At 59.4% G+C, this 24,824-nt stretch carries 26 protein-coding genes; 15 read left to right on the top strand and 11 right to left on the bottom strand.

From position 1 onward, the window contains the following. Positions 1-237 precede the first annotated feature (237 nt). The 4 genes from VIN96_RS02915 (at position 238) to VIN96_RS02900 (ending at position 5,231) form a co-directional block, all read left to right on the top strand. The gene (locus VIN96_RS02915) at positions 238-1,515 is read left to right on the top strand and encodes an OmpA family protein (protein ID WP_331893930.1); all 1,278 of its coding nucleotides are present in this window, start codon (positions 238-240) and stop codon (positions 1,513-1,515) included. A gap of 48 nt (positions 1,516-1,563) precedes the next feature. Then, entirely contained in the window at positions 1,564-2,763 is a 1,200-nt protein-coding gene (locus VIN96_RS02910; protein ID WP_331893929.1) for a flagellar motor protein MotA, read from the top strand. A 21-nt stretch (positions 2,764-2,784) separates the two neighbouring features. Next, entirely contained in the window at positions 2,785-3,873 is a 1,089-nt protein-coding gene (locus VIN96_RS02905; RefSeq protein WP_331893928.1) for a peptidoglycan -binding protein, read from the top strand. Positions 3,874-3,971: 98 nt separating this feature from the next. Further along, positions 3,972-5,231: an MFS transporter gene (locus VIN96_RS02900; protein ID WP_331893927.1), complete on the top strand. Its 1,260-nt coding sequence runs from the start codon at positions 3,972-3,974 to the stop codon at positions 5,229-5,231. A gap of 5 nt (positions 5,232-5,236) precedes the next feature. On the opposite strand, the gene cyaY is transcribed toward VIN96_RS02900, so the two are convergent. Next, on the bottom strand, positions 5,237-5,563 hold the full coding sequence (gene cyaY / locus VIN96_RS02895; RefSeq protein ID WP_331893926.1) for an iron donor protein CyaY: 327 nt from the start codon (positions 5,561-5,563) through the stop codon (positions 5,237-5,239). 177 nt (positions 5,564-5,740) lie between these two features. On the opposite strand from cyaY, the gene rpmE reads away from it, so the two are divergent. The 3 genes from rpmE to VIN96_RS02880 all read left to right on the top strand — a co-directional run bounded on the left by rpmE (position 5,741) and on the right by VIN96_RS02880 (position 8,985). After that, a complete protein-coding gene (gene rpmE / locus VIN96_RS02890) occupies positions 5,741-5,965 on the top strand; it encodes a 50S ribosomal protein L31 (protein WP_331893925.1) in 225 nt (74 codons plus the stop codon). A 315-nt stretch (positions 5,966-6,280) separates the two neighbouring features. Continuing rightward, positions 6,281-8,308, top strand: coding sequence for an adenylate/guanylate cyclase domain-containing protein (locus tag VIN96_RS02885; RefSeq protein WP_331893924.1), 2,028 nt, complete (start codon positions 6,281-6,283; stop codon positions 8,306-8,308). A 215-nt stretch (positions 8,309-8,523) separates the two neighbouring features. Beyond that, entirely contained in the window at positions 8,524-8,985 is a 462-nt protein-coding gene (locus tag VIN96_RS02880; protein ID WP_331893923.1) for an Hsp20 family protein, read from the top strand. A gap of 49 nt (positions 8,986-9,034) precedes the next feature. Here the strand turns inward: VIN96_RS02880 and VIN96_RS02875 are convergent, their stop codons facing one another. Then, positions 9,035-9,481, bottom strand: coding sequence for a thioesterase family protein (locus tag VIN96_RS02875; protein ID WP_331893922.1), 447 nt, complete (start codon positions 9,479-9,481; stop codon positions 9,035-9,037). A gap of 356 nt (positions 9,482-9,837) precedes the next feature. Next, on the bottom strand, positions 9,838-10,032 hold the full coding sequence (locus tag VIN96_RS02870; RefSeq protein WP_331893921.1) for a DUF1192 domain-containing protein: 195 nt from the start codon (positions 10,030-10,032) through the stop codon (positions 9,838-9,840). A 105-nt stretch (positions 10,033-10,137) separates the two neighbouring features. Between VIN96_RS02870 and VIN96_RS02865 the strand changes: the two genes are divergently transcribed. Further along, positions 10,138-11,157 (top strand): NAD(P)H-quinone oxidoreductase, encoded by a 1,020-nt coding sequence (locus VIN96_RS02865; protein WP_414675586.1) that lies wholly within the window; start codon positions 10,138-10,140, stop codon positions 11,155-11,157. A 103-nt stretch (positions 11,158-11,260) separates the two neighbouring features. Continuing rightward, the gene (locus tag VIN96_RS02860; protein ID WP_331893920.1) at positions 11,261-11,941 is read left to right on the top strand and encodes a DUF1013 domain-containing protein; all 681 of its coding nucleotides are present in this window, start codon (positions 11,261-11,263) and stop codon (positions 11,939-11,941) included. Between the two features lie 72 nt (positions 11,942-12,013). Here VIN96_RS02860 and VIN96_RS02855 read toward each other — a convergent pair whose 3' ends face one another. Both VIN96_RS02855 and VIN96_RS02850 read right to left on the bottom strand, forming a co-directional pair. Beyond that, positions 12,014-12,400: a DUF3775 domain-containing protein gene (locus VIN96_RS02855; RefSeq protein ID WP_331893919.1), complete on the bottom strand. Its 387-nt coding sequence runs from the start codon at positions 12,398-12,400 to the stop codon at positions 12,014-12,016. 208 nt (positions 12,401-12,608) lie between these two features. Beyond that, positions 12,609-14,516, bottom strand: a complete 1,908-nt coding sequence (locus VIN96_RS02850; protein WP_331893918.1) for a propionyl-CoA synthetase — start codon at positions 14,514-14,516, stop codon at positions 12,609-12,611. 199 nt (positions 14,517-14,715) lie between these two features. Here VIN96_RS02850 and VIN96_RS02845 point away from each other — a divergent pair, with 199 nt between their 5' ends. Continuing rightward, a complete protein-coding gene (locus tag VIN96_RS02845) occupies positions 14,716-16,359 on the top strand; it encodes an acyl-CoA synthetase (protein WP_331893917.1) in 1,644 nt (547 codons plus the stop codon). A 3-nt stretch (positions 16,360-16,362) separates the two neighbouring features. Here VIN96_RS02845 and VIN96_RS02840 read toward each other — a convergent pair whose 3' ends face one another. The 4 genes from VIN96_RS02840 to VIN96_RS02825 all read right to left on the bottom strand — a co-directional run bounded on the left by VIN96_RS02840 (position 16,363) and on the right by VIN96_RS02825 (position 19,185). Next, positions 16,363-16,863, bottom strand: a complete 501-nt coding sequence (locus VIN96_RS02840; RefSeq protein WP_331893916.1) for an efflux RND transporter periplasmic adaptor subunit — start codon at positions 16,861-16,863, stop codon at positions 16,363-16,365. A 20-nt stretch (positions 16,864-16,883) separates the two neighbouring features. Beyond that, complete coding sequence (locus tag VIN96_RS02835; RefSeq protein WP_331893915.1) at positions 16,884-18,290, bottom strand: TolC family protein; 1,407 nt, start codon at positions 18,288-18,290, stop codon at positions 16,884-16,886. Between the two features lie 15 nt (positions 18,291-18,305). Further along, positions 18,306-18,809, bottom strand: a complete 504-nt coding sequence (locus VIN96_RS02830) for a thioredoxin family protein (RefSeq protein ID WP_331893972.1) — start codon at positions 18,807-18,809, stop codon at positions 18,306-18,308. A gap of 208 nt (positions 18,810-19,017) precedes the next feature. Beyond that, positions 19,018-19,185 carry a YdcH family protein gene (locus tag VIN96_RS02825; RefSeq protein ID WP_331893914.1) on the bottom strand — a complete coding sequence of 56 codons (168 nt, stop codon included), beginning with the start codon at positions 19,183-19,185 and terminating at the stop codon, positions 19,018-19,020. A 192-nt stretch (positions 19,186-19,377) separates the two neighbouring features. On the opposite strand from VIN96_RS02825, the gene VIN96_RS02820 reads away from it, so the two are divergent. Both VIN96_RS02820 and VIN96_RS02815 read left to right on the top strand, forming a co-directional pair. Beyond that, positions 19,378-19,581, top strand: a complete 204-nt coding sequence (locus tag VIN96_RS02820) for a YdcH family protein (protein ID WP_331893913.1) — start codon at positions 19,378-19,380, stop codon at positions 19,579-19,581. 50 nt (positions 19,582-19,631) lie between these two features. After that, positions 19,632-20,237, top strand: a complete 606-nt coding sequence (locus VIN96_RS02815) for a 2-hydroxychromene-2-carboxylate isomerase (protein ID WP_331893912.1) — start codon at positions 19,632-19,634, stop codon at positions 20,235-20,237. Positions 20,238-20,240: 3 nt separating this feature from the next. Here VIN96_RS02815 and VIN96_RS02810 read toward each other — a convergent pair whose 3' ends face one another. Next, positions 20,241-21,041, bottom strand: coding sequence for a GGDEF domain-containing protein (locus VIN96_RS02810; protein ID WP_331893911.1), 801 nt, complete (start codon positions 21,039-21,041; stop codon positions 20,241-20,243). Positions 21,042-21,272: 231 nt separating this feature from the next. On the opposite strand from VIN96_RS02810, the gene purE reads away from it, so the two are divergent. Continuing rightward, positions 21,273-21,758 carry a 5-(carboxyamino)imidazole ribonucleotide mutase gene (purE, locus tag VIN96_RS02805; protein ID WP_331893910.1) on the top strand — a complete coding sequence of 162 codons (486 nt, stop codon included), beginning with the start codon at positions 21,273-21,275 and terminating at the stop codon, positions 21,756-21,758. Between the two features lie 4 nt (positions 21,759-21,762). Next, a complete protein-coding gene (locus VIN96_RS02800) occupies positions 21,763-22,893 on the top strand; it encodes a 5-(carboxyamino)imidazole ribonucleotide synthase (RefSeq protein WP_331893909.1) in 1,131 nt (376 codons plus the stop codon). On the opposite strand, the gene VIN96_RS02795 is transcribed toward VIN96_RS02800, so the two are convergent. Continuing rightward, complete coding sequence (locus tag VIN96_RS02795; protein WP_331893908.1) at positions 22,890-23,774, bottom strand: DMT family transporter; 885 nt, start codon at positions 23,772-23,774, stop codon at positions 22,890-22,892. The genes VIN96_RS02800 and VIN96_RS02795 overlap by 4 nt on opposite strands. Positions 23,775-23,879: 105 nt before the next feature. On the opposite strand from VIN96_RS02795, the gene VIN96_RS02790 reads away from it, so the two are divergent. After that, positions 23,880-24,734: a LysR family transcriptional regulator gene (locus VIN96_RS02790; RefSeq protein WP_331893907.1), complete on the top strand. Its 855-nt coding sequence runs from the start codon at positions 23,880-23,882 to the stop codon at positions 24,732-24,734. Positions 24,735-24,824 lie beyond the last annotated feature (90 nt).

Raw genomic sequence — 24,824 nt, 5'->3', positions numbered from 1 at the left:
CACCTGATGTGAACACCCGCCGCTTCCGTGTGCCAAAGCGGTTGTGTGAGCCCAGACGCGTTGATATGGTGTTGCGCAATGGGGAAGTGAGCGATTCGCGCGCATTTGAAGGCGAAATGTGAGTGCGAAAAAACGAACCTCCCGCATTGCATAAGATTGGCAGCGTCTTTTGCCCGCGACCTTTCGTTTGGAGGCACGCCTGGGTCGGACGCTCACCCAACGGGGAGACCGTACACGATGGACAACCGACGCCTTAAACCCATGTTCAAGACTCGTCGCGCTCTCAGCCGCGACGGTCTCAGGTATGGCGTCTGCATGCTGGCCCTTGGTGGCGTTCTGGGCGGGGCGCTGGGTTTCGCGTCTGCGGCAGCGGCTCAGGACAATCCCATTGTCGATCTCACCGATCCGAATGTCAGCATTGATCTCAGCGTTTTGAACGACGGCGGATTGAGCCCGCAAATGGGCGCGCCGATGCCCAGCGTCGGTGCGACCACACTTCCCGGCGGAGCAGCATACCAAGCGCCGGGCAAGGACATGCCGGTGTCGACCCTTTACGTCAAACCGTCTTCCAACTTCAAGTTGCCGCCGCAAACCAAATCCATCGAAACCCAGTTTCTTCCGATGCCAGAGCGTGAGCCTGTCGCAACGCCCGAGCCCGTTGAAACAGCCGCAGCGGAGCCTGTTGCGGAACCCGTTGCTCCGCCGGCCCCAGCCGTCATGCCCCCGGCAGCCCCGGCGATGGCCCCCGTCGAGGTTGCCTCGGCACCACCGCCAGCCGCTCAGAAGCCTGCGGTGCCCGAACCGGCCACTGCCGAACCCGTTGCCGCAGAACCCGTTGCCCAACAACCGGCATCACCGGAACCCCAGGTCGCGGTGCAACCGGAACCCGCCCCGCAACCGACACCGGAACCGGCTCAGACCGTGGCTGCCCTGACTCCGACGCCCGCGAACGAACCAGCGAGCGCGCCGCAAAGCCCGCCGATGGAACTCAAAGCCGAGCCCGCCCCGGAACCGACAGCCGCGACAACACCGGCACCACCGTCCGCGCCTGCCCCGGCGCCCGCAGCATCACCCGTCGTTGAACACGACGAAACGCAAACCGCGCCCTCCACGGGCAACGCCGTCGTGGTGCCTTTACCACCCCAACCGGACTCTCCGGCGCAGGTTGCCTCTTTGCCGCCTGCAAGCGGCCCGCTCAGCGATGGCGACAGTCTGCGCGTAGTTTTCGATTCCGAAACCTCTAAGCTGAGCCAATCGGCCCGCGACGCTTTGCTCGACATCGCCACAAAGATGAAAAACCAGGACAATCTGCGCCTGCAATTGCTGGCGTACGCAGGCACAGCCGACACCTCGGCCAGCGCGGCGCGGCGTCTTTCGCTGTCGCGCGCCTTGGCGGTGCGCTCGTTCCTAATCGAAAACGGCGTGCGCTCGACCCGGATCGACGTGCGCGCGCTGGGCAATAAATCCACCGACGAAGTGACGGAGCGCGTCGACATCACGGTGGTGGAGCGTTAATTTTTCACCACACCAGTGACGTAGCCGCCATGGAGACGACCGAACACCATGGAAACCGAACAAATGTCCAACCCACACCGCTTTCTGCTTCGTATGGGACTCTTCTTAACGGCGGTCTTTCTCGCCGTGGCCGCCGTATACCACCCCCTGCTGACGGCATTTATGGCCAACGCCGCGCTCAACGGCCTCATCGTCGGGGTGTTTTTATTGGGCATGGCTTACAATTTCCGCCAAGTGATCCAATTGGGTCCGGAAGTTCTGTGGATTGAGCGTTTTCGCGAAAGCCACTCGCTGGGCGCGCAACGGCCACACATCGCGTCTTCGGCCGCCAAACCCAAACCCGTTAAAACCCCACCCCCGCCGCGCTTGCTGGCGCCATTGGCGGCCATGGTCGCGGGACGCCAGGAAATCAAGCTCAGCGCCATGGCCTTGCGATCGGTCCTGGACGGCATCGCCAGCCGTTTGGACGAACAGCGCGACATCTCACGCTACACCATCGGCTTGCTGGTGTTTTTGGGTCTGCTCGGCACCTTCTGGGGCCTGCTTGACACGTTGGACGCCATTCGCGGCGTCATCGCCAACATCCAAATCGGCGGCGGTGGCGACATCACAGCGATGTTCGACGAGCTGAAAAAAGGCCTCGAAGCTCCCCTTTCCGGTATGGGCACGGCCTTTTCCAGCTCGCTGTTCGGTCTCGCGGGCTCATTGGTACTGGGCTTTTTGGATCTCACCACCGGCCAAGCGCAGAACCGTTTTTACACCGAACTGGAAGATTGGCTGGCGAGCCTGGCGAAGCTTTCGGGCGGCACCTTGAGTGCCGATGGCGACCAGACTGTGCCGGCTTACGTCGAAGCGCTTTTGGAACAAACCGCCGAAAGCCTGGAAAATCTGCAACGCACCATGGCGCGCGGGGAGGAAACCCGCATTCACACGTCCGAAGCGCTCAACCAGCTGTCGGAAAAGATGAGCACCATCACCGACTTCATGCAGACCGAACAGGTCATCATGAAGAAGCTTGCCGAAACGCATATGGAGTTAAAACCCGCCCTGGAACGCATCGCCGGCGGCGGCGGCCTGGGTGGTGGCAGCGGCATGGACGACGCGACCCGCAGCCACATCCGCAACATCGATTTGGCGGTCTCGCGCATGCTCGAAGAAGGGCGCACCGGGCGCGAGGAACTGGTCAGCCAGATGCGCAGCGAAATCAAACTGCTGGCGCGCACCGTCGCTGGCCGCGGCGACGCCTAAAGGCGAGGAGAACACCGTCCCATGGCCGCCCTGTCGCGCCGCAACCGCAACCGCACCGACATCTGGCCCGGCTTCGTCGATGCCCTGGCGTCGCTGCTGATGGTGATCATCTTTTTGTTGCTGGTGTTCGTGCTGGCGCAATTTTTCCTCGGCGAAGCCTTGTCGGGACGCGACAGCGCACTGAAAAAGCTCGATCGCGAAGTCGCAGAATTGGTCGATATGCTGTCGCTGGAACGCAACGCCAACACCAAGCTGCGCGACGACGTCAGCCGCCTGTCGGGCGAACTGCAGGCAAGCATTTCCGAAGGCGACCGCCTCAAGCTGGAAATCGAAAGCGGCAAGGCCGAAGTCACCCGCTTGGTCGGCGATGTGGTCAAACTCAATGCGTTGAAAGATCAGTTGGAAGCGGACATCGGCAAGCTGGCGTCGCAACTCGACGAAAAGGACAAGGCTCTGCTGGCGGAACAAAATCTGTCGGAAAGCGCCCGCGCCGAAGTCGCGTTGCTCAACGGCCAGATGGGCGAACTTCGCGACCAGATCGCGACCCTCAATAAAGCCCTGGACGCCGCCGAGGTCAAAGCCAAGGATCAAAACGCGCAGATCGTGTCGTTGGGCAAACGGCTCAACGCGGCGCTGGCGTCCAAGGTCATGGAACTGTCGGCGTACCGCTCCGAATTCTTCGGACGTCTGGCGAAAATCCTCGGCGCGCAGGAAGGCATCGAAATCGTCGGTGACCGCTTTGTGTTCCAATCCGAAGTGCTGTTCGCCAGCGGCGCCGCCGAAATCAACGTCGGAGCTTACGATCAGCTGAGCGGCCTGGCGGGGACCTTGATCGATCTGCAGACCCGCATCCCCACCGACATCGACTGGGTGCTGCGCGTCGACGGCCACACCGACCGTATCCCCATCAAGAATCTGAAATTTGCGTCCAACTGGGAGCTCAGCTCGGCGCGCGCCATTTCGGTGGTGAAGTACCTGATCGAACAGGGCGTGCCCGCCAACCGTCTGGTCGCGGCGGGATTTGGCGAGTTCCAGCCGATCGACACCGGCAAAGGGCCCGAGGCGCTGGTGCGCAACCGACGCATCGAGCTGAAACTCACCCAGCGCTAAGACGATCCGCATGACATTGCGGGACTAGCCCATAAGTTTTTGAACCGCTATAAAATAAACTGGCATTCGAGCCCCCCACTCAACGAAACGCAGCCTTCATGCTCATTCTCTTTCTGATCGTTTTCATCGACCTGCTCGGTTTCGGCATCATTATTCCGTTGCTGCCGTTTTACGGCGAGCACTTTCAGGCCGACCCGTTCACCGTTTCGTTGATCATGGCGATCTATTCTCTGGGCCAGTTTGTCGCCGCGCCCTTTTGGGGCCGCTTGAGCGACACCATCGGACGGCGCCCGGTTCTGGTCATCAGCCTATTCGGGGCGGTGCTGTCGTATATCTGGCTGGGCTTCGCCACCACCTTGTGGATGCTGTTCGCCGCGCGTCTGGTCGGCGGCTTGATGGCCGGCAATATCTCCACCGCGTTCGCCTACATCGCCGACATCACCACGGTGGAAAACCGCGCCAAGGGCATGGGGCTGGTCGGTGCGGCATTCGGTCTGGGCTTTATCGCCGGGCCGGCCATCGGCGGCATTCTCGCCGGTCCTGACCCACTGACCGCCGACTTCCAGACCCCGGCCTTGGTTGCCGCCGCAATGTCGTTCGTGGCCTTTGTGCTGACCGTAGCGTTGCTCAAGGAATCACTGTCTGATGAAGCCCGCGCCAAAGCAGCCTTAAAGCCTCGCACAAACCGATTGGTCCAACTGCAAACCGCCCTGAAACGCCCTGGCATTGGCCTGCTGATCGCCATTTCGTTTCTCGCCACCTTTGTCTTCGCGGGTATGGAAACCACCTTTGCCATGTGGTCGCGCCGCCAGTTGGGTTGGGGTCCTGAGCAAAACGGCTACCTGTTCGCCTTCATCGGCGTGATCGCGGCTATATTGCAGGGCGGCGCGGTCGGGCGTCTGACGAAGCGCTTCGGCGAAGGCAATCTGATCGTGCAAGGTGCCCTCGCGCTAGCCGTGGGCATGATGATGATCCCGTTCTGCACCTCGGTCGGACCGTTGATGGCGGCCATGGTCATCGTCGCATACGGCTTCAGTGTCATCAACCCGGCCCTCAACAGCCTGATCTCGCTGCGCAGCGACAGCGCCGAACAAGGTATGATGATGGGCGTGGCGCGTTCCGCGACCACGCTTGCACGGGTCGTCGGCCCGGCCTGGGCGGGTGTCTTGTTCGCCCAGCTGGGCAAGGAGTGGCCGTACTATGCTGGAATGGTGTTGATGGTTCTGGTCGCCTATTTAGGCCTGAAGTCCTTGAAGGACAATCAACAGGCCAAAGCCGCCGCGCTGGAAAATGCCAAGCTGCAAAGCGCCAACGGCGCGCGGCTCGACGATGAAGACAAATCCGCGCCGATCGACTGAACGGTTTAGTCGAGGCGAACGGGCGTTCCCGCGATCTGGCTCATTTCCGTGCTCAAGACATCCAGCAACGAATCGCTGCTGCGCGTCGAAATCCAGGCTCCTGCCGCCTCGTCATAGCCGTAATGGGCCGCGCCGCTGATGGGCGAAGACAGCCAGATTTGCTGGTTCGGGGCGTGTTTGTTGATGACGTACTGACGCCCATCTTCCAATTCCACGGTCAAAATACCGTTTTCCAAATCGACGTCGGCATCGTCGCCGATGGCATCGTCAATGGCGTCGAACAAGGATTCGAGGGTCTTTTCGGCCAAATCTTCAAACGCGGTGGCGTCCATGAGGTCTGCGTCCTGCTGTTGTGGTGTGCGGCTTCCCTGTCTAAACCACCCCCGCCGCCCCGACAAGAGCCGGTCGCCCCCTTCTGCAGGCAAATTAATTCACGCCAAAGCCCTTTCAACGCTTGCATCCCCGCCAGCGCCTGTTTATATAAGCGCTCCCGTTTTTGGAGCTGAGTGATGAAACAAGACATTCACCCTGACTATCATGAGATCACAGTCGAGATGACTGATGGTTCCACCTTTACGACCCGTTCGACCTGGGGCAAAGAAGGCGACACCATGAAACTCGACATCGATCCGAAGACCCATCCGGCTTGGACCGGCGTCCACCGTCTGCTCGATAGCGGCGGCCAGCTTGCCAAGTTCAACAGCCGCTTCAAAGGCTTGGGCCTTAAGTCCTAAGTTTATTTGGATCTGTCTGTACGGTTTCAAGGGGTGCCATCGGTTCACGTTGGCGCCCCTTAATCGTGCCCGCAACCCGTCCAACAGATTGAATATTTAAAAACCTACACACTTTTGAAATGCACCAAAGTGCTTCCTAAAAGTCTTTGAACAAAAACTCTTATTTCTTGAAAATTTCAATTTTGTTTAGAATCGTGTACTTAGTATGCTTTGCATATAAATTGGGCCCACTATTTACAGACAATGATCTAAGAACCACATGATCGTCGACCGTACCGCGCCGTCGACGACCAGGATTGGGGCGATACCGGGGCGATGGCAGATTCGACAAGTTACGAAGTCCAGGTCATGCAAGGAGGAAAATGGCGCATTCACGCCCAATTTCCACCTTCCGGCCGCGAGGACGCCATCGAAGAGGCCAAAACCCTGGAATCCATGCCGGGGCTGTCCGGCATCAAAGTGGTTCGCGACAATTACGACGACCGCACCGGCCTGCACCGCGAACACATGATCTACAAGCATGTGCCGAAACCGTCTGCGGCCCTCTCCAGCGAGCCAGGATCGCCGTCATCTGGTGGCGGTAAGTATGCCCACTACATGGCCCGCGCCAGTGCCAATCGCATGGATGACATCGATTTTGGCGACAAGGCCTCATCCAATGCGAAGTCAGGCAAGACCTCGCGCCTGGGCGTGTTTACCAAGCTGATGCTGGTGCTGTTGTTTTCCATCGCCATTTCCGCAATCGTGGTCGGCGTGCTGAACGGCGTGCTGCCGTACAAGCAGATCGCGGGAATCAAATTTTATGGCGTGATGCGTTCCAACATCATGATCGGTACGGCCATCGCAACGTTCCTGTTGTCGGTGATCCTCACATACCTGGCCTTTATGCGCGGCGACGAGTTGGAGGCAATCAACCTCGCACGTGAAGAAAAAATCAAAAAACAGGCCGAGGACAAACGTCGCCAGGAAGAAGCCAAGCGCAAGGCCGAAGAGGAAGCGCAAAAACAGGAAGAAGCTAAGCTCACCAAGGAAGAAGAAGAAGAGCGCAAAAAACAAGCTGAGGAAGAGCTGAAAAAAAGGGCTGAAGAGGAAGCCAAGCAACAGGACGACGCGGACGCGGAAGAGGGCCAGGAAGAAAAAGAAGAGGAAGAAGAGTACTCCGGTCTGTCGCCCGCCGCCGAAGCGCAAAAAGCCGTACTGATGGGCTTTTTTGGCGAAGCCGTGCGCGCCCTGCCCGCCGAACGGCGTAAAATGGACAACTACAACCGCTTCGGCGTGAATCTCTATCTGGCCGGAGCCGCCGAAAGCTTGGGCGGCGCGCGAAACCTGGATAGCGACAGCATCTCCGAAATCCTTGCCAGCAGCCTCGGAGTCATGGGCCTCAAGCCCGAGCACGCCCAGGCCTTCGCCAAGCGCTACGAAGATTATCTGCTGCAAGACGCCCGCTACATGGAAATGTTCCAGTCCGGCCGTCAAACCATGACGGAATATCTAGGCGGCGACAAGGAATCACCCAAAAAGCTCGACGCGTTTTTGCATGAATGGAATAAGCCCAAGGCCCCGGAAGACCCCGAAAAGGAAGTGGTGGTGATGTTCACCGACATCGTCGGATCCACCGCCATGACCCACGAAAAGGGCAACCTAGCCGCCCAAGAGGTGGTCCGCGCCCACAACCGCGTGGTGCGTGAAGCCTTGGCCAAGACCGGTGGGCACGAAATCAAGCACACCGGCGACGGCATCATGGCGTCGTTCGAAAAGGTCACCGACAGCCTGCTCGGCACCCAACAGATGCAGATGATGATCGAACTGCACAACCAGCAAAGCCCCGAAATTCCGCTGAAAGTGAAAATCGGCATCAACGCAGGCCGTGTGGTGATGGAGGAAAAAGATCTGTATGGCGTCACCGTGCAGATGGCGGCGCGCATCGTCGACAAAGCCAAGGCCGATCAGATTTTCGTATCCGACACCGTTTACGGCATGGCCAAGGGCGGAAGCTGGCGTTTCGTCAAACGCGGTCCCTATTATCTCAAGGGCATCGACGGCCCTGCGTATCTGCAAGAATTGGTGTGGAACGACAAGGTCGACATCGCCACCGTCGAGGCCGCAGCTGCGGCCGAACGTCCGCAGTTGGAACAGCTGTACGTCGCCGCCAGCGGCAAGTCGTTGCCCGGCGCACAGCCCCAGCCCGAACAACCCGCAGACGCCCAAACGCAACCCACCCAGCCCCAACCGGCCCAACCTCAGCCTGCGCAACAATCTCAGCCAGCTCAGCCGGCTCAGTCGCCTACAGCCACACCTCAGGCCGCACCGCACGCTTCGGCTCAGCCCCCTCAGCCGCGCTAAATTCAACGACTGAATAGTTTTTGATTTTTTTTGCTCGGCCCCCTTGCGGCGCCAAAAACATCAACCTAAATCCGTTTTGTATCCAGTGAACAGCCGACAGGATGCCGCCAAGCGGGTCCCTCAAACGGTCTTTTACCGCGATACAGCATGAACCGGACTGTCGCCGATGATCGGGACAATCCTTTGACATTGTTGCTCATTTAAGGAGAACAGTTATGCGTACCATCGACTTTACCCCTCTCAATCGTTTTGCCGTTGGCTTCGACCGCATGCAGCGCCAGCTCGAAAGCATGGCCCATCTGGACGAAACCGCCAGCGCTTATCCGCCTTACAACATCGAAGTGTTGGGCGAAGATGCCTACCGCATCACCATGGCCATCGCCGGGTTTGGGATCGAAGATCTCGACATCACCGTGCAAGACACCCGCTTGACCGTTTCGGGTCGCGTCGAAAGCGACGATAAGCCGGTTCAGTACCTGCACCACGGCATCGCCATGCGCGCGTTTGAGCGCCGCTTTGAACTCGCCGACCACATCAAGGTCAACAGCGCCGAGATGAACAACGGTCTTTTGCACATCGAACTGGTGCGCGAAGTTCCGGAAAGCCTGAAACCGCGCAAGGTCGAGATCAAAGGCACGGGTTCGAAGCCCAAGGCCATTGAACAAAAGGCCGCTTAAACGCCTCTCACATTGTACGTCAGCCGGGCCGGCCTCATGCGAGGCCGGCCTACTGCTTTGCGTTGGCAAGCAGATAACGCCCCGCGGTGGCGCGGATCGGTGCGGGAATGGGCGTCGGCGTTTCGCTGTCACGATCAACGAACACATGAATGAAATGGCCGACGGCGACCGGCTTTCGTCGCCCCTCGACGTACAGCGCCATACCGTACGTCAGGCTGGTCGTACCCAACCGTTCCACCCCAATGCCCGCCGTGACCTTCGACGGAAACGGAATCGGCGCCAAGAATCGGCATTTGCTTTCGGCCACGAACGGGATCGCCCGGTCGGTCAGCCAATCCAGCCCAAAGACGTCGCACAGACTGACCACGGCCTCTTCGAAATAGACGTAGAACTGCACATTGTTGACGTGGTTGACCATATCGTAGTCATTCCAGCGCACCGCCACTCCGAGGGTGTGAGGAAAGTCGCTGAGGGAAGGAAACGTTTTGTCCGCCATGGTCCAAACCTTGATTTATGAGAGGCTTCACGAAAAAAGGGCCGCCTGACGGCAGCCCTTTTAATCATGTATTCGAGCCCTGTTAAACTCGCTGTCTCATTTTTGTGGGACAGACTTTATCACGCAAAGGGACTAGGTCAAGGACAGAAATACACCTTTGTCGTAAAAACGACATACTCGCTCTCAGGTGCGAGTGGGCTCGAAAAAAGCGCCACCTCGGTGAGGCGGCGCGAGTTTAACAGGGAGGCGTCGGAGGCTCAGTGCAGATGCCAATCCGACACTTACAGTATGGGTATTTAGCGTTAAAAGAGCGTTAAGCCCAAATCGCTTCGACACGGTTACCGGCACCCACCCCGTCAGCGCTTGAAAAACGCGTCGGCGCCCGCCCGCGCGGCTTGCTTGGCTTTGATCGCGGATTCAGCCCGGGCGATTTCGCTCTTGAGTTCGTCGATGTACTCGCCAACCGCCTCGATCGACATCTCATCCAAGTCCTTGCGTATCGTCCTGGCGCCCGGTGACGGTTTCATCGGCTCCAAATCATCCGTATCCATGCTCGGCTCCTGCTTGTCCCAACATCTGCTTGTGTGCGCGTGGCTCCTGGTCATACTAGGGGATCAGACGCCTCCCCAAAAGTCCTCAAATAGGTGACGAGTCCCATGTCCAAGACGACACTCCCCCAGGCCATGCGTTGTATCGAAACAACCGACGTCAAAGGCGCACAGGCCCTGACGATCGGCGAACGCCCCGTACCCATTCCCGCCACCGGCGAAGTCCTGATCAAGGTCGCGGCGGCGGGCATCAACCGTCCGGACGTTTTGCAGCGCGACGGCCTATACCCCGCGCCGCCCGGCGCCAGCGATATCTTGGGTCTGGAAGCGGCGGGCGAAATCGTCGCCTTGGGCGAAGGCGTCAGCGATTTGACCATCGGCGATCGTGTCACCGCGTTGCTCAGTGGCGGCGGTTACGCCGAATACGCCACCGCCCACACCGGTGCGTGCCTGCCCATACCCCAGGGCTTGTCGCTGATCGAAGCCGCATCGCTGCCGGAAACCTATTTCACGGTGTGGAGCAACCTGTTCGATCGCGCCCACCTGCGCTCAGGCGAGAGTCTTTTGGTGCACGGCGGCACCAGCGGCATCGGCACCACCGCCATCCAAATGGCCCGCCGCTTAGGCGTTCGCGTCATCACCACGGCGGGAAGCCGCGAAAAATGCCAGGCCTGCCTGGATTTGGGCGCCGAGATGGCGGTGAACTACCGCGAGGACGATTTCGTGCCTTTGGCGCGCGAATTCGGCAGCGACAAAGGCGTCGACGTGATTCTCGACATGGTCGGCGGCGATTATGTGGCGCGCAACATCAAATCTTTGGCCCCCGACGGGAGACTGGTGAACATCGCATTTTTGCAAGGCTCCAAGGTCGAACTCGACCTCATGGCGGTGATGCTTAAGCGTTTGACCCTGACCGGATCGACCCTGCGCGCCCGCGACACCGGATTCAAGGCTGCGATTGCGCAAAACCTCAAGAAAACCGTGTGGCCGCTGCTGGAAAGCGGCGCAATCAAGCCGGTGGTGCATCGGACCTTTGCCCTCGAAAACGCGTCCGAGGCCCACCGTTTGATGGAAAGCAGCGCCCATATCGGCAAAATCGTGCTGACCACCGACGAAACCGGCCGATAAATCTTGCTCAAATGGTTTACCCGCCTGGGTTTTTGGGATAAACAAGGCTAACTCAACCCCCTCAATGGGGGTTGAACCCGTTTTATGGATAAGGAAACCCAAAATGGCGAAGCCATTGATGCCCAAGGCGACGGCCGTATGGCTGGTTGAAAACACCGCCCTTTCGTTCGAACAGATCTCCGAATTCGTCGGTCTGCACGAGCTGGAAGTGCAAGCCATCGCCGATGGCGAGGTTGCGGTGGGCATGCAGGGTGCCGACCCGATCGCGTCGGGCGAACTGACCCAAGCCGAAATCGACCGCTGTCAGGCCGATCCCAATGCCACGCTGAAAATGGCCAAGGCAACGTTGCCGATGCCCAAAGCCCGCGGCAAGGGTGCGCGCTACACGCCGGTGTCCAAGCGCCAAGATCGTCCGGACGCCATCGCATGGCTGCTCAAGCACCATCCGGAGTTGAGCGACGCGCAGATTTCGCGCATCATCGGCACCACCAAGCCGACCATCAAGTCGGTGCGCGAACGCACCCACTGGAACATCAACAACATCAAGCCGCAAAGCCCGGTGGGCATGGGGCTGTGCACGGAAGCCGATCTCGAAAAGGTCGTCGCCATCGCCCGTGCCAAGGCCGGCACCACCCACGTGCCGCAAACCGAAGCCGAGCCCGCACCGTCGCACTATTCGCCCGAGCCGATCCTGCCGACCATGGAACCCGGCCCCAAGGCGGAAGAAGAAGAAGAGCACACCGTGGAAAGCGTGTTCGGCAAATCGTCCAACGACGAAGACTGAGCGTTTTTCACAGATCAACAAAAAGGGCCGCAACAAGCGGCCCTTTTTTTGTGACTTTCGATCATTGCCCCTTCAGTCCGAGCACGACTGACCGAATTGGGAAAGCGCTTCGGACAGGTAGTCGCTGATCAGAGGGATTTCCAAAAGGTGCTTGGGCGTGCTTTCATCCAAATCGTCTTGGGCGGTTTGCACCGCGTCGGCCCAATTTTCCATGTCCACATCACCGCGCCCGAGCATAATCATCGCGTGCAATTCGCACAGTTCTTCTTCACTGAGCGATTCCAAGAACGACATCAGTTCTTCATACACGGAATCGTCGGGCTGGTCGGAGAGGATCTGGTGATCGTTGTCATCGGTGGCATTGCCGCCGGGGTCGTCGTAGGGCGCGGCTTCCTTGGCGTCGAATTCACGCGTCTTGACGATCACATAACAGACTTTTTCGGAAGAGATGGCTTGCATAGCGAACCTCCTTTCCTGGGCGATCCCAGATGCTCGAACGACGCAAAACACGACGCCTTAAACAGGTCGTAAAACATTGAATTACCGCCCCTTTCGGGACATAACCTTGATCGTTATTCTAGCACACAAGTGCTTTCGAAATGCAAAAAAAACAAGGGCCGCGAACGAATATTCGCGGCCCTGTCATTTCGCTGAAAGACGCGCAAAATCAGCCGCGCGCCTTGGCGTAACCGATGCCTTCCAACGCCGCTTCGATCTCATCCAAGATGGCCGGGTCGTCGATGGTCGCGGGCATCTTGTAATCTTCGTTGTCGGCGATTTTTTGCATGGTGCCGCGCAGGATTTTGCCCGAACGCGTCTTGGGTAAGCGGTTGACCACGGTCGCGGTTTTGAACGCCGCCACGGGACCGATTTGATCGCGCACCATCTGCACCACTTCTTTGACGATGTCGGCGGGGTCGCGTGCGACGCCGGCCTTCAGCACCAACAGCCCCAGCGGCATCTGACCTTTCAGATCGTCGGCCACGCCCATCACCGCACATTCGGCAACGTCGGGGTGAGCCGACAGCACTTCTTCCATCGCGCCGGTGGACAGGCGGTGTCCGGCGACGTTGATGATGTCGTCGGTGCGCGACATGACGTAGACGTAACCGTCATCGTCCAAATAGCCCGCGTCGCCGGTTTTGTAGTAGCCCGGAAACTCGCTGAGATACGCTTCTTGATAACGCGCATCGGCGTTCCACAACGTCGGCAACGAGCCCGGCGGCAGCGGCAGTTTGCAGCAGATCGAGCCGATGGTACCCGCATCGACCGGATGACCGTCGTCGGCAAGCACCTGAACATCCCAGCCCGGCGCTGCCTTGGTCGGCGAGCCCGGCTTGACCTCAAACGCGTGCAGGCCCAAACAATTGGCCGCGATGGACCAACCTGTTTCGGTTTGCCACCAGTGATCGATCACCGGCTTGCCGAGGATATCCTGCGCCCACTTGAGGGTATCGGGATCGGTGCGTTCACCTGCGAGATAGAGCGCCTTGAGGCTGCTCATGTCGTATTGCTTCATCAACTTGGCTTCAGGGTCGTCGCGCTTGATGGCGCGAAACGCCGTCGGCGCGGTGAACAGCACCTTGACCTTGTGATCCGAGATGACCCGCCAAAACGCGCCTGCGTCGGGCGTGCCCACCGGCTTGCCTTCATAGATCACGGTGGTGCAACCGTGCAGCAGCGGACCGTAAACAATATAGCTGTGACCGACCACCCAGCCCACGTCCGACGCCGCCCAATAAACGTCGCCGGGTTTGACGTCGTAAATGGCGTTCATGGTGTAGTTCAGCGCAACCATGTGCCCGCCGTTGTCGCGCACGATGCCCTTGGGCACGCCGGTGGTGCCGGAGGTATAGAGGATGTACAGCGGATCAGTCGCCGCAACCGTGACGCATTCGGCGGGTTCGGCTGTCTTCATTGCCTCGGCCCAATCGACATCTCGATCTAGTCTTAATGTCGAAGGAGCTTCAGGACGATTCAGAATCACACATTTTTCAACGTTGTGCCTAGCCAAATGAATGGCTTTGTCTAGTAGCGGGCAATATTCAATTATTCTCCCAGGCTCTAGCCCACAGCTAGCCGCAACAATCGCTTTAGGTTTGGCATCGTCGATGCGCGTCGCCAATTCGGCCGCGGCGAAACCGCCGAACACCACCGAATGGATCGCGCCCAACCGTGCTGTCGCCAGCATCGCGATAACGGCCTCGGCAATCATCGGCATGTAAATGATGACCCGATCGCCCTTGCCCACGCCGTTGGCGCGCAGCACACCCGCGAAGCGCGACACTTGGTCTTGCAGCTGGGCGTAGGTGTAGGTCTGCTGGGTGCCGCCGGTCATCGGGCTGTCGTAGATCAGCGCAGCTTGATCGCCCCGGCCATTTTTCACATGGCGGTCGACGGCATTGTAGCAGGTGTTGCATTCAGCACCCACAAACCAGCGGTAAAACGGCGGATTGCTGTCGTCGAGAACTTTATCCCACGGCTTCACCCAATCGATCTTCTGGGCGATGTCGCCCCAAAACCCACTGGGATCCGTTAGCGAACGCGCGTGCGCCACTTCATAAGGATTGGCCATAGTTCCTCCCTGTCACCCTCCGCTCTTTCCGCGCCAGGTTCGTGCCTCTGCGCAGCGCCGGAGTTCATCTGGTTGACACACCCACACCCCCGCGTGCGCGCATCGATCTCCTGGACCGAATTTTGATGCAAAAGATCCTTTTTTGCAATGCAGCATTATGACAGACTGAGCCCACGCGAGAGATTGGGGAGAGCCTGACATGAACCGTGGCGTGAACATCTACGAACAGAACCTGGATAAGACTCCGGCCAACCATCAGCCGCTGAGCCCGCTGTCGTTTTTGCAGCGCGCGGCGCGTGTCTACCCCGAACTGGAAAGCGTGGTCCACGGCGATCGCCGCTACACCTGGTCACAGACCTTCGCCCGCGCCAAGCGTCTGGCTTCAGCACTCGCCAAACGCGGCATCTCCAAGGGCGACACCGTCGCGGTGATGCTGCCCAACATCCCGGAAATGTTCGAATGCCACTTCGGCGTTCCGGTCACCGGTGCGGTACTCAACGCGCTCAACTACCGCCTGGACGCCGACAACATCGCCTTTATCTTGAACCACGGCGAAGCCAAGTTTCTCATCACCGACACCGAATTTTCCACCACCATCAAAGACGCACTGGCACTGATCGGGCGCGACGACATCACCGTCATCGACGTCGACGACGAACTGGCCGAGGTGCGCGGCGACAGGCTGGGTGAGATGGATTACGAAGCCTTCCTGGCCGAGGGCGACGAAGATTTCGCGTGGCGATTGCCCGACGACGAATGGGACGCGATCTCGCTCAACTACACCTCCGGCACCACCGGCAATCCCAAGGGCGTGGTCTATCACCATCGCGGCGCGTATCTCAACGCCATCAGCAACATCGTCGGTTGGAACATGGGCCATCACCCGCGCTACCTGTGGACCTTGCCGATGTTTCACTGCAACGGCTGGTGCTTCCCCTGGACCCTGGCCGCCAACGCCGGCACCAGCCTGTGCCTGCGCCGGGTCAACGCCGCCAACATCTATCAGGCCATCGCCGATGAAAAGGCCACGCACTTTTGCGGCGCACCGATCGTGCTTAACTTCGTCATCAACGCCACCGAGGCCGAGAAGCGCCCCTTCGATCACAAGGTCGAGGTCATGGTCGCCGCCGCGCCGCCGCCCGCCTCGACACTGGAAAACATGCAAAAGGCCGGTTTCAACGTCACCCACGTCTACGGCCTGACGGAAACCTATGGCCCCGCCACCATGTGCGCGTGGCACCCCGAATGGGACGCGTTGAGCATCGAACAGCAGACCTTGAAAAAAGGCCGCCAAGGCGTGCCCTATCACGTGTTGGAAGACCTGCAAATCATCGACCCCGAAACCATGGAGCGGGTGCCCAACGACGGCGAGACCATGGGAGAAACCATGTTCCGCGGCAACATCGTGATGAAGGGCTATTTGAAAAACCCCGACGCCACGGCGGAAGCCTTTCGCGGCGGCTGGTTCCATTCCGGCGACCTCGGCGTGATGCAGCCCGACGACTACATCAAGCTCAAGGACCGTTCCAAGGACATCATCATTTCCGGTGGTGAGAACATCTCCTCGATCGAGGTCGAAGACACGCTCAACAAGCACCCCGCCGTGTTCGCCGCCGCCGTGGTCGCCAAGTCCGACGACAAGTGGGGCGAAACCCCGTGCGCGTTCATAGAACTGAAACCCGGCACCGAAGGCACGGTGACGGAAGAGGAAATGATCAAATTCTGCCGCGACAACTTGGCGCACTACAAGTGCCCCAAGAACGTGGTATTTTCTGAACTGCCGAAAACCTCCACGGGTAAGATCCAGAAGTTCAAGCTCAGGGAAGTGGCTGAGGACTTATAGGCCTCACGGCGTAGAGAGCACCACCACCGCCGCGGTTTCGGCATTCAAATTCACCACCTGCCCCGCATAGCCCGGCGTGGCGGAAACTGTGCCCGCAAAAGGCGCCTTGAGGGTCGCGCGGGCAAGCTGCCATGTGGCGACCGTTTGCGCGGCGCGAGCGTTTTCCAGGGCCATTTTGGCGTTGGCCTGGGTGGTTTCGGCGAGTTCGACGTTTTCCGCCGAAGTCGACAGCGCGTCGAACAGTTCTTGAACCTGAGACAAACGACGGTCGGCTAGTTCGAAGATCACCTGGCTGGCTTTCACCGCCTCGTCGGCGGCGCGTTTTTTGGCTGCGAACGTGGTCACGTCCAACGTCGCCAACACGTCGCCCTTTTGAACGGTGTCGCCCGCGTGCACCTTTATCTCGGCCACGACACCGGACACGGCGAAGCTCAAGGCGCGCTCGGCGGCCCAACCGGTCGCGGGCGCCAACGCCATCAAAGCGGCAATCAGAAAAGCTCTCACGGGACTCTCCCCCTTCATCATCATTGTGCGGGCGGCGGAACGATATCTTGGCGCTTGAATTGCTCGGCATCGTCTTGGCCGAAACCGGTTCCAGACTTAGGCACGAAGCTGCCGCCACTTTCCAGCGTGAAGCCTTCGGCGGCGAGAAAATCGGGTTTGATTCCGCGCCCCGGCTGTTCGCCCAGCAGCACCGCGATGCGCGCCTGGACCATGCGGTACGCCCCGGTGGCGCGCACCAGTTCGGCCTCGGCCTTGGTGTGTTCGATCATCGCGCTGCCTAGGTCGGCGACGCGTTCTTGGGCATACAACTGCTGGCGGCGCAGCAAGTTCTTGGACGTATAGTCATGCTGCGCCAACGCCGAAATGACGCGCTGGTAGGCGTCGTCCAAATTCATCACCGCATTGAGCGAAGCGCGCCGCAGTTCGCTTTTCTTGGCTTCGATCTTGGCGTTGATGCGCGACTGCTCGCCCGCAAGACGGGTCTTTTTCGCCGCCGTCACGCCGCCGTCGAAAATCGGCCACGACAACCGCGCGCCAAGCGCATAGTCGTTGCGTCCGCGCAGATCGCGAGTGGTGTATTCCGTGTTGGCGAAGGCGTCCAAGCTGGGCATCACCGCCACGCCATCGCGGCTGATACCGGCCGCTTCGCCTTGCTTGACCAACGCCACCAGATCGGGATTGCGATCCATCACCGCAGCGAGAAATTTTTTTCGGTCGATTTCCGCATGTTTCGCCTTGGGCGGCTTGGGCGGCGAGATCAGTTCTTCGGGCAACGCCACGCCCATCAGCTCTTCCAGGCGCAAGCGATAGCCGGCGTTGCGGGTGCGCTCGCGGTAATAGACCAAGCGGCTTTGTTCCGCCAAGGTCAGCGCCTCGGCCACGTCGACCGGACTGGCGCGGCCAAGCGCGAGGCTTTCCTTGGCGCGATCCCATTTCAGATAGGCGGAAGTATGGCTTTCGTTGAGGCCGCGCACCTCCAGTTCCGAGGCATGCAGGTCGTAAAACAGCGCCAAGCCTTCCAACATCACGGTGTTGCGCGCAGAGACCAGCGATTGCTCCGCCGCTTCAGCCAGCTTGCCGGCCGCATCGCGCGCGCTGGTGGTTTGACCGAAGTCGTAGATCGGTTGCACCACTTCCAACTTGCCGTAAGCCTCGGCGTTGTCGTCGGGGTATTTGTCCGCCGCACTGGGACGGTAGAACTGTCCGGTGGCCGACAGCGCCAGCGTTGGCATCAGGCCCGCATCGGCTTCGGCCAAGCGTGCGCGGGCGATGTCGATGTCGGCGGCCGCGGTGCGAATGGCGTAATCGCCGTTCGCGGTGATGCGTTCCAACACGTGCGACGCGGTGATCACCGTTTCATCCTGTGCCAACGCCGCCACGGAACCAAGGCCGGTCAAAACGACGGCCACCCAAGCCCAGTTTTTCATCCCCCCCCGCATGGCTCAGTTCTGGTCCTGGATATAGCGGAAAAAAGATTTCCCGGTTTTGTGTACGCCGTCGACCACATACTTTCCGGCCAACAGAAACTGCTTTTCGTCGAGATAGCCGGTGGTGCGTAGCGCCGGGGCCCCGTCCTTGTCGTAGAACACGAACACCGGGGTGGCGCGCACGCGAATTTTGCGCGCGAACTCGACCTCGTTGGCGGGCGTGCCGTCGGGCATGACGATGTCCAGGTTGCCCTTGATGTTGCTTTCCATCATCACGAAGTGTTTTGAAAAATATTCCATCACCGCCGGTTCGGGATGCACGCGGGCACGCATTTTGTCGCAATAGGGACAGCCCGCCTGATGGAAGAACAGCACCAGATATTTGTCTTCTTCCGCCGCCGCTTGGACTTCGTTTTGATAATCGTTGTCGATGCTTTCGACGCGGTATTCCGCCCGGACGTTCGACGTCAGCGCCAACAGCACCACTGCGACGATAAAAGGAGCAAACAAAAACCGCATCACGAGACCATCCCCACAGAAAACCAACCCAATCGTTTAAGGCAATCACAATAGCGAAAACGCAAAATCACCACCACAGCATAAATGTAACCAAGTGTTACCGCTGCGGCCCCTCAAACAAAGTTACGCGATGAAAAAACCGGCCTCCCCTTTCGGGAAGACCGGTTTTGGATTTGTCTATCTCAACCACATGTCGGTGATTTTTCGCTCAGTGGTGTGTGAGACTTTCCAATTCGTCTTTTATTCGCAATTTTTCTTTCTTGAGGGTGTGGATTTCGACTTCATCGGGAAACGGCCGGGCCGTTGCTGCGTCGAGCGCCACTTCCAACTCGCCATGACGGGTTTTAAGCGAATCGATCCTATTCTCCAATGCCATTGGAATTTCTCCCTCAATTAAAGGTCGGTTAGAGCAAGAATCTTAACTCTCGCTCATCCACCCTGTAAAGCCGGTTTGGATCGTTGAGGAGTTTCAGCAACTTGCCCAACAGTCTCCATCGAATCACACATCCGTTTCTGTCATAAAGGTGTCATTTCATGATATGGTGACGCGAATTGGCACGGATTCCCCATGATAGACATCACGAACGACACCATTGCCCAGCTTGAACAGCTGAAGATCGAACACCGCGACCTCGACGACGTGATCGCGCGCCTGAGCGAAGATCCCGCACCGGACCGCCTGCAACTGCAACGCTTGAAAAAGCGCAAATTGTTGCTCAAGGATCAGATCGCCAAGCTTGAAAGTGGTTCCATTCCCGACATCATTGCCTAAATAGCTAGAACGCACATTGCAACCGGCGACACACCAGCGGGAGGACCCTCATGGGCACCGATAAAACCATCGACTATTATTTTTCCATCGTTTCGCCGTGGGCCTACATGGGCCATGCGCGGCTTCAAGATCTGGCAAAGCGTTTCGAAGCCCGCGTTATCTACCACCCGCTCAGCTCTCCGGATCTGTTTCCCGCCACGGGTGGACAATTGCTCAAAGACCGCGCCCAGCATCGCAAGGATTATCGCCTGGTCGAATTGGCGCGATGGAGCAAGCACCTCGGTATCTCCCTGAATCTTCAGCCCCGGTATTTCCCGGTCCCCGAAGCTCCGGCTTCGAAACTGATCCTCGCCACTCAAGAAGCGGGCCTGGATGCCGGGCCTTTGCTGGGTGCGATTTTCAAAGCCGTGTGGACCGACGAACTGGATGCCAGCGACGCCCCGACGCTAAAGAAACTGGCGGACGGCTGCGGCCTGGACGGTGCGGCACTGTTGGCGGCGTCCACCGATGAAAGCTTCGACGACGCATTCGCGCAAACCACCCAATCGGCCATCGCACGGGGGGTGTTTGGTTATCCGAGCTATATCTATCAAGATGAATTGTTTTGGGGACAAGATCGGTTGGAATTTGTCGAACGGGCGCTCAGCGCCTCTTAAGAATCAAGCACCTTCGGGGCGTTCTTCCATATTGGTCTTGGCGTGGCGAATGATTTCTTCGCCGCTGTCGCCCGCCGTGATGGTGGCGTCGCCGAAACGCGCCTCGATGCCCAACGTCTGGCCCTGCCACGTCAAGGTCCGTCCGCGCAAAACCGACATCAGACGCGCGGCTTTGCGTTCGCCGTCTTGCAAGGTGTTACCGGGCAGGATCAAACCGAAGTCGAAATTTTCCAGACTGCCGACCACGTCGCCGGCCTCGGCCCCCTCGCGCAATGCGGCGGAAGCCTGCATCATCAGGTTTTCCAACGCGCCGTGACCGAATTCGCTGCGCACGGCGGCGGCGTTGGTGATTTGAATGTAAAGAAACGCGAACTCGACGTCCTCTTCTTCCACGCGCCGGACCGCCAAGGCCAGGCGCGCCATGAATGCGCGACGACGCATCACATGCAGCATGCGGTCTTTTTCCGCCTGCTCTTCCAGGTACGCCTCGTGGCCCTTGGCGCGCACCAGTTCCTCGCGCAAATGGTTGATTTCGTCCAACAGCGTCTCGATCGCGTGACGCACGTTGTCCGTCATTTCTTCCTTGGGGATGCCCAGTACGCTGACGTTATCGTCGATCACTTCGTGGCCATAGCCGCCCGCATGGCCTTCATAGCCGCCTTGCGCACCGCCGTGACCGCCTTTGTGCTTTTTATTGCGTTCGCGTTTGGCTGCCTGCAGTTCGCGATCTTCTTCCGCCAGCCGGTTGCGCCCGGGACGTACGGAAACGATCGGCGCCGCTGGCCCTACGTTGTCTTCAGCCATGGGTACTCTCCCTACCCGTTCCCGCTCTACGCATTCAAGATCGCACGCCCGTCACATGTCGGATCGCATGTGTTTAGGATTCTGCGTTTCAATTTACCATGAAACACGACTTAAGTGGAAAGGGATCACGCAAATACAACCGCCCTTGCCATAACGCTTGCCTGATAAGGCGCGATGCCTATAATTGCCCGCTTTCTCACCGGGTGACGCGCCCGTTCAGGAGCACACAGAATGACCGCACCGATTGTGGGCATCATCATGGGCAGTCAGTCCGACTGGGAAACCATGAAAAATGCCGCCGAGACCCTGGAAAAGCTGGGGGTTGCGTTTGAGACCAAGATCGTTTCCGCGCACCGCACGCCGGACCGTCTCGTGGCGTATGCCAAATCCGCCAAAGACCGCGGCTTGCACGCCATCATCGCAGGTGCCGGCGGGGCCGCGCATCTGCCGGGCATGGCGGCATCCATGACGCCCTTGCCGGTGCTGGGCGTGCCCATCGAAAGCAAGGCGTTGAAGGGCATGGATTCGCTTCTGTCCATCGTGCAGATGCCGGGTGGCGTGCCGGTCGGGACCTTGGCGATCGGTAAACCCGGCGCCATCAACGCGGCCTTGTTCGCCGCGTCCATCGTCGCGCTGCACGACGGCGCCGTGGCTGAAAAACTCGACGCTTGGCGTGCAGCGCAGACCGCCGCCGTCGCCGAAGAACCCACAGATTAAAACCATGACCGACAGCCCCTCTTCCCAGCGCGAGCCGATCAAACCCGGCTCCACCATCGGCATCATCGGCGGTGGCCAATTGGGCCGCATGACCGCCGTCGCGGCGGCGGAACTGGGCTATCGGGTGCATGTGTTCACGCCCGAAGTCGACAGCCCCGCCGAACAGGTCTGCGATCATGCCACCGTCGCCACCTACGACGATCAAGACGCCATCGAAACGTTCGGCCGGTCCGTCGACGTGGTGACGTTCGAGTTCGAAAACGTGCCCGCAGAAACCGTGCGTCATCTTAGCGATCTTGCCCCGGTGCGGCCCAGTTGGGAATGCCTGGCCATTTGCCAAGACCGTATCCGCGAAAAAAGATTCTGCAACGACCTCGGCATCGAAACCGCACCTTGGAAAGCCGTGAGCAACGTCGAGGAACTGACGGCCGCCATCGCCACCATCGGCGCGCCGTCGATCCTCAAGACCACGCGCCTGGGTTACGACGGCAAAGGCCAAGTGCGCATCAAACCCGACACGGACCCTGCGGATGCATGGGCTGAACTCTGTGGTGGCCAAGGGGACGTCGCGGCAATCTTGGAAGGCTTCGTCGATTTCCGCATGGAAGTCTCGGTGATCACCGCACGGCGGCCCAACGGCGCCATGGCATCGTTCGACGTGGTGGAAAACCGCCATAAGGACGGCATCCTCGACGTCACCATCGCGCCCGCCGACATCAGTGCGGAACTAGCCGAGAAAGCCCGCGCCATCGGTCAAAAAATGGCCGAAGCCATGGACTTGGTCGGCTTGTTGGCGGTGGAACTGTTCGTCACCCAAGACGATCATTTGCTGGTCAACGAAATGGCCCCGCGGCCGCACAATTCCGGCCACTGGAGCCAGGACGGCTGCAAAACCAGCCAGTTCGAACAGTTCGTGCGCGCCGTCGCCGATCTGCCGCTGGGCACCCCGGAACGCCATTCGGACGCGGTGATGCTCAATCTATTGGGGGTCGACGCGAACCTTTGGGAACAGCAACTGGCGGACCCGGAAAACAAGTTGCACCTGTATGGCAAGGCGGAGCCCCGCGCCGGACGCAAAATGGGCCATATCAACCGTCTTTACCCCAAAGGATCGCAGCCCAAAGGTTGGGATTAAGCGCGGCCTTTGTGGGTCGCCAGCCAGATGCCGACGGCGATGGGTACGATGCCAATGAAATCGCCCAGTGCCGCCTGTTCGTTTAGCAGCAACCAGCCATACATCAGACCGAACGGCGGCATCAAAAAGTGCAAGGCGCTGGCGTCCGAGGCGCTGCCGTGGGTGAGCAGGTAAAACCACAACCCCACCGCACCGATGGACACGCCGAATACGATGTAGGCCATGATCCACACATAATCCGCGCCGAACACGATCTGGCTCGGGTCTTCGGTGATCAAGCCGAACGTCAGCAACAACACCCCCGCACTGAGAAATTGCCCGCCGACCGCGACCGAAAGCGGTGCGCCGGTGCGCCATTTCTTAAACAGAATCGATCCAGCCACGACCGAGGCCAGCGACACCGCCATGATGGCGATACCGCCGATGTCTTCGCCGCTGACGATGATGCGACTGCTGAGCACGATCATCACGCCGACGATGCCCAGGACCAAGCCCGCGCCCCGACGCAGCGACATACGCTCGCCCAAAAACGGCACCGCGAAGATGGCGATGAAAATCGGGTTCATGGATATAATCACCGCCGCCAGCGCCGACGACACCTTGCCCATGGCGACCCATGCCAAGCCTTGATAGCCCGCCTGATTGATCGCGCCCAGCACCGCCAGCTTGGCCCAACCGCCGACGCCGATCGGCCGATACGCACCGCTGAGCACGGCGAAGCCCACCATCAACACGCCCGCGAGCAAAAACCGCACGCCCAAAAACAACTGCGGCGGACTGACTTGCAACGCAATCTTTCCTGCCGCGAAGGCGGAGCTCCATAGCAAGACGAACACGCCAACCGTGGCGAAGTAGGTAAGTTTGTGGTCGCGAACGGTCACGGGGAAGTCCTTTTCGGCGAAAACGTGATGCGACCATAACGCCGGACCTTAACATATGAAAATTAAATGTTATGATGCTTTATATTTGCTTTATGGATGAATAAAATGAATCTAGAACTGCTCAAGGCCTTTGTCGCGGTCGCCGAAACCGGCGGCATCACCAAAGCCGAACATCGCATCCACCGCACCCAATCGACCATCAGCCAACAAATCGCCCGGTTGGAAAGCGATCTCAGCACGGTTTTGTTCGATCGCCGCAAACGCACCGTGCAGTTGACCGAACGCGGACGCCAGTATCTCGACTATGCTCGGCGTATTTTGGCGCTGGATCAGGAATCCCGCGCCCTGATCCACGACCAGGACCGTTTCCGCGTGGTGCGCATAGGTATTTCCGACAACTACACCCGCATGAGCTGGGCCGACCGCCTGATCGCCTTCACCCAAGCCAACGCAGATGTGCGCACGGCACTAAAAACCGATCAAAGCGGGGTGTTGCAGACCCACATGGACGAAGGCCACCTCGACATCACCATCTGCAACGAATTGAACCCGCCCACCGACGCGCTGGCATTTCGCCCCGCGCCGTTGCACTGGTTGGCCGCCGAAGGCGCCACCGTGCACCGCGAACATCCCTTACCGCTGATTCTCTACCCGCCCGGTTGCGCTTATCGCACCCGCGCGCTCACGGCCCTGGAAAGCGCCGGCATAGCTTGGCGCATCGCGTTTGAAACGCCCGATTGGCAGAGCATCCGCACCGCCACGGAAAAGGGCATGGGGGTCGCATTGCTCGACAACGCCGATGGCATGAAGCATGTGCGTCCACTGGGGGGCCAAGACGGCCTGCCGCCGGTCGAGCCCGTTTATCTGACCTTGCGCACCCGCCACTTGAGCGAAGACGACAGACATATCCAAATGTTGGCGAGCACGTTTGTCGAACTGATCGACGCCCCGGCGCATTGACCCCGCAGCCCGGTATTGAGTCGCGCCCCGGACCTGCTACACTTAAGCAGTTGGATCGCCACTGTTCATCCGCAACACTGAGCATTAGAG

Source organism: Magnetovibrio sp. (genome assembly GCF_036568125.1).
Classification (GTDB): Bacteria; Pseudomonadota; Alphaproteobacteria; order Rhodospirillales; family Magnetovibrionaceae; genus Magnetovibrio.
The sequence above is the reverse complement of the archived record's forward strand: the minus strand, read 5'-3'. Positions and strand labels throughout refer to the sequence as shown.

Excerpts from the sequence above, each read along its gene's own strand:
- VIN96_RS02905 (WP_331893928.1), top strand. The coding sequence starts at position 2,785 with ATGGCCGCCCTGTCGCGCCGCAACCGCAACCGCACCGACATCTGGCCC.
- VIN96_RS02880 (WP_331893923.1), top strand. The coding sequence starts at position 8,524 with ATGCGTACCATCGACTTTACCCCTCTCAATCGTTTTGCCGTTGGCTTC.
- cyaY (WP_331893926.1), bottom strand. The coding sequence starts at position 5,563 with ATGGACGCCACCGCGTTTGAAGATTTGGCCGAAAAGACCCTCGAATCC.
- VIN96_RS02825 (WP_331893914.1), bottom strand. The coding sequence starts at position 19,185 with ATGGCATTGGAGAATAGGATCGATTCGCTTAAAACCCGTCATGGCGAG.
- VIN96_RS02850 (WP_331893918.1), bottom strand. The coding sequence starts at position 14,516 with ATGGCCAATCCTTATGAAGTGGCGCACGCGCGTTCGCTAACGGATCCC.
- VIN96_RS02845 (WP_331893917.1), top strand. The coding sequence starts at position 14,716 with ATGAACCGTGGCGTGAACATCTACGAACAGAACCTGGATAAGACTCCG.
- VIN96_RS02860 (WP_331893920.1), top strand. The coding sequence starts at position 11,261 with ATGGCGAAGCCATTGATGCCCAAGGCGACGGCCGTATGGCTGGTTGAA.
- purE (WP_331893910.1), top strand. The coding sequence starts at position 21,273 with ATGACCGCACCGATTGTGGGCATCATCATGGGCAGTCAGTCCGACTGG.
- VIN96_RS02915 (WP_331893930.1), top strand. The coding sequence starts at position 238 with ATGGACAACCGACGCCTTAAACCCATGTTCAAGACTCGTCGCGCTCTC.
- VIN96_RS02815 (WP_331893912.1), top strand. The coding sequence starts at position 19,632 with ATGGGCACCGATAAAACCATCGACTATTATTTTTCCATCGTTTCGCCG.
- VIN96_RS02865 (WP_414675586.1), top strand. The coding sequence starts at position 10,138 with ATGTCCAAGACGACACTCCCCCAGGCCATGCGTTGTATCGAAACAACC.
- rpmE (WP_331893925.1), top strand. The coding sequence starts at position 5,741 with ATGAAACAAGACATTCACCCTGACTATCATGAGATCACAGTCGAGATG.
- VIN96_RS02820 (WP_331893913.1), top strand. The coding sequence starts at position 19,378 with ATGATAGACATCACGAACGACACCATTGCCCAGCTTGAACAGCTGAAG.
- VIN96_RS02855 (WP_331893919.1), bottom strand. The coding sequence starts at position 12,400 with ATGCAAGCCATCTCTTCCGAAAAAGTCTGTTATGTGATCGTCAAGACG.
- VIN96_RS02885 (WP_331893924.1), top strand. The coding sequence starts at position 6,281 with ATGGCAGATTCGACAAGTTACGAAGTCCAGGTCATGCAAGGAGGAAAA.
- VIN96_RS02800 (WP_331893909.1), top strand. The coding sequence starts at position 21,763 with ATGACCGACAGCCCCTCTTCCCAGCGCGAGCCGATCAAACCCGGCTCC.
- VIN96_RS02900 (WP_331893927.1), top strand. The coding sequence starts at position 3,972 with ATGCTCATTCTCTTTCTGATCGTTTTCATCGACCTGCTCGGTTTCGGC.
- VIN96_RS02830 (WP_331893972.1), bottom strand. The coding sequence starts at position 18,809 with ATGCGGTTTTTGTTTGCTCCTTTTATCGTCGCAGTGGTGCTGTTGGCG.
- VIN96_RS02790 (WP_331893907.1), top strand. The coding sequence starts at position 23,880 with ATGAATCTAGAACTGCTCAAGGCCTTTGTCGCGGTCGCCGAAACCGGC.
- VIN96_RS02835 (WP_331893915.1), bottom strand. The coding sequence starts at position 18,290 with ATGAAAAACTGGGCTTGGGTGGCCGTCGTTTTGACCGGCCTTGGTTCC.
- VIN96_RS02910 (WP_331893929.1), top strand. The coding sequence starts at position 1,564 with ATGGAAACCGAACAAATGTCCAACCCACACCGCTTTCTGCTTCGTATG.
- VIN96_RS02875 (WP_331893922.1), bottom strand. The coding sequence starts at position 9,481 with ATGGCGGACAAAACGTTTCCTTCCCTCAGCGACTTTCCTCACACCCTC.
- VIN96_RS02870 (WP_331893921.1), bottom strand. The coding sequence starts at position 10,032 with ATGGATACGGATGATTTGGAGCCGATGAAACCGTCACCGGGCGCCAGG.
- VIN96_RS02810 (WP_331893911.1), bottom strand. The coding sequence starts at position 21,041 with ATGGCTGAAGACAACGTAGGGCCAGCGGCGCCGATCGTTTCCGTACGT.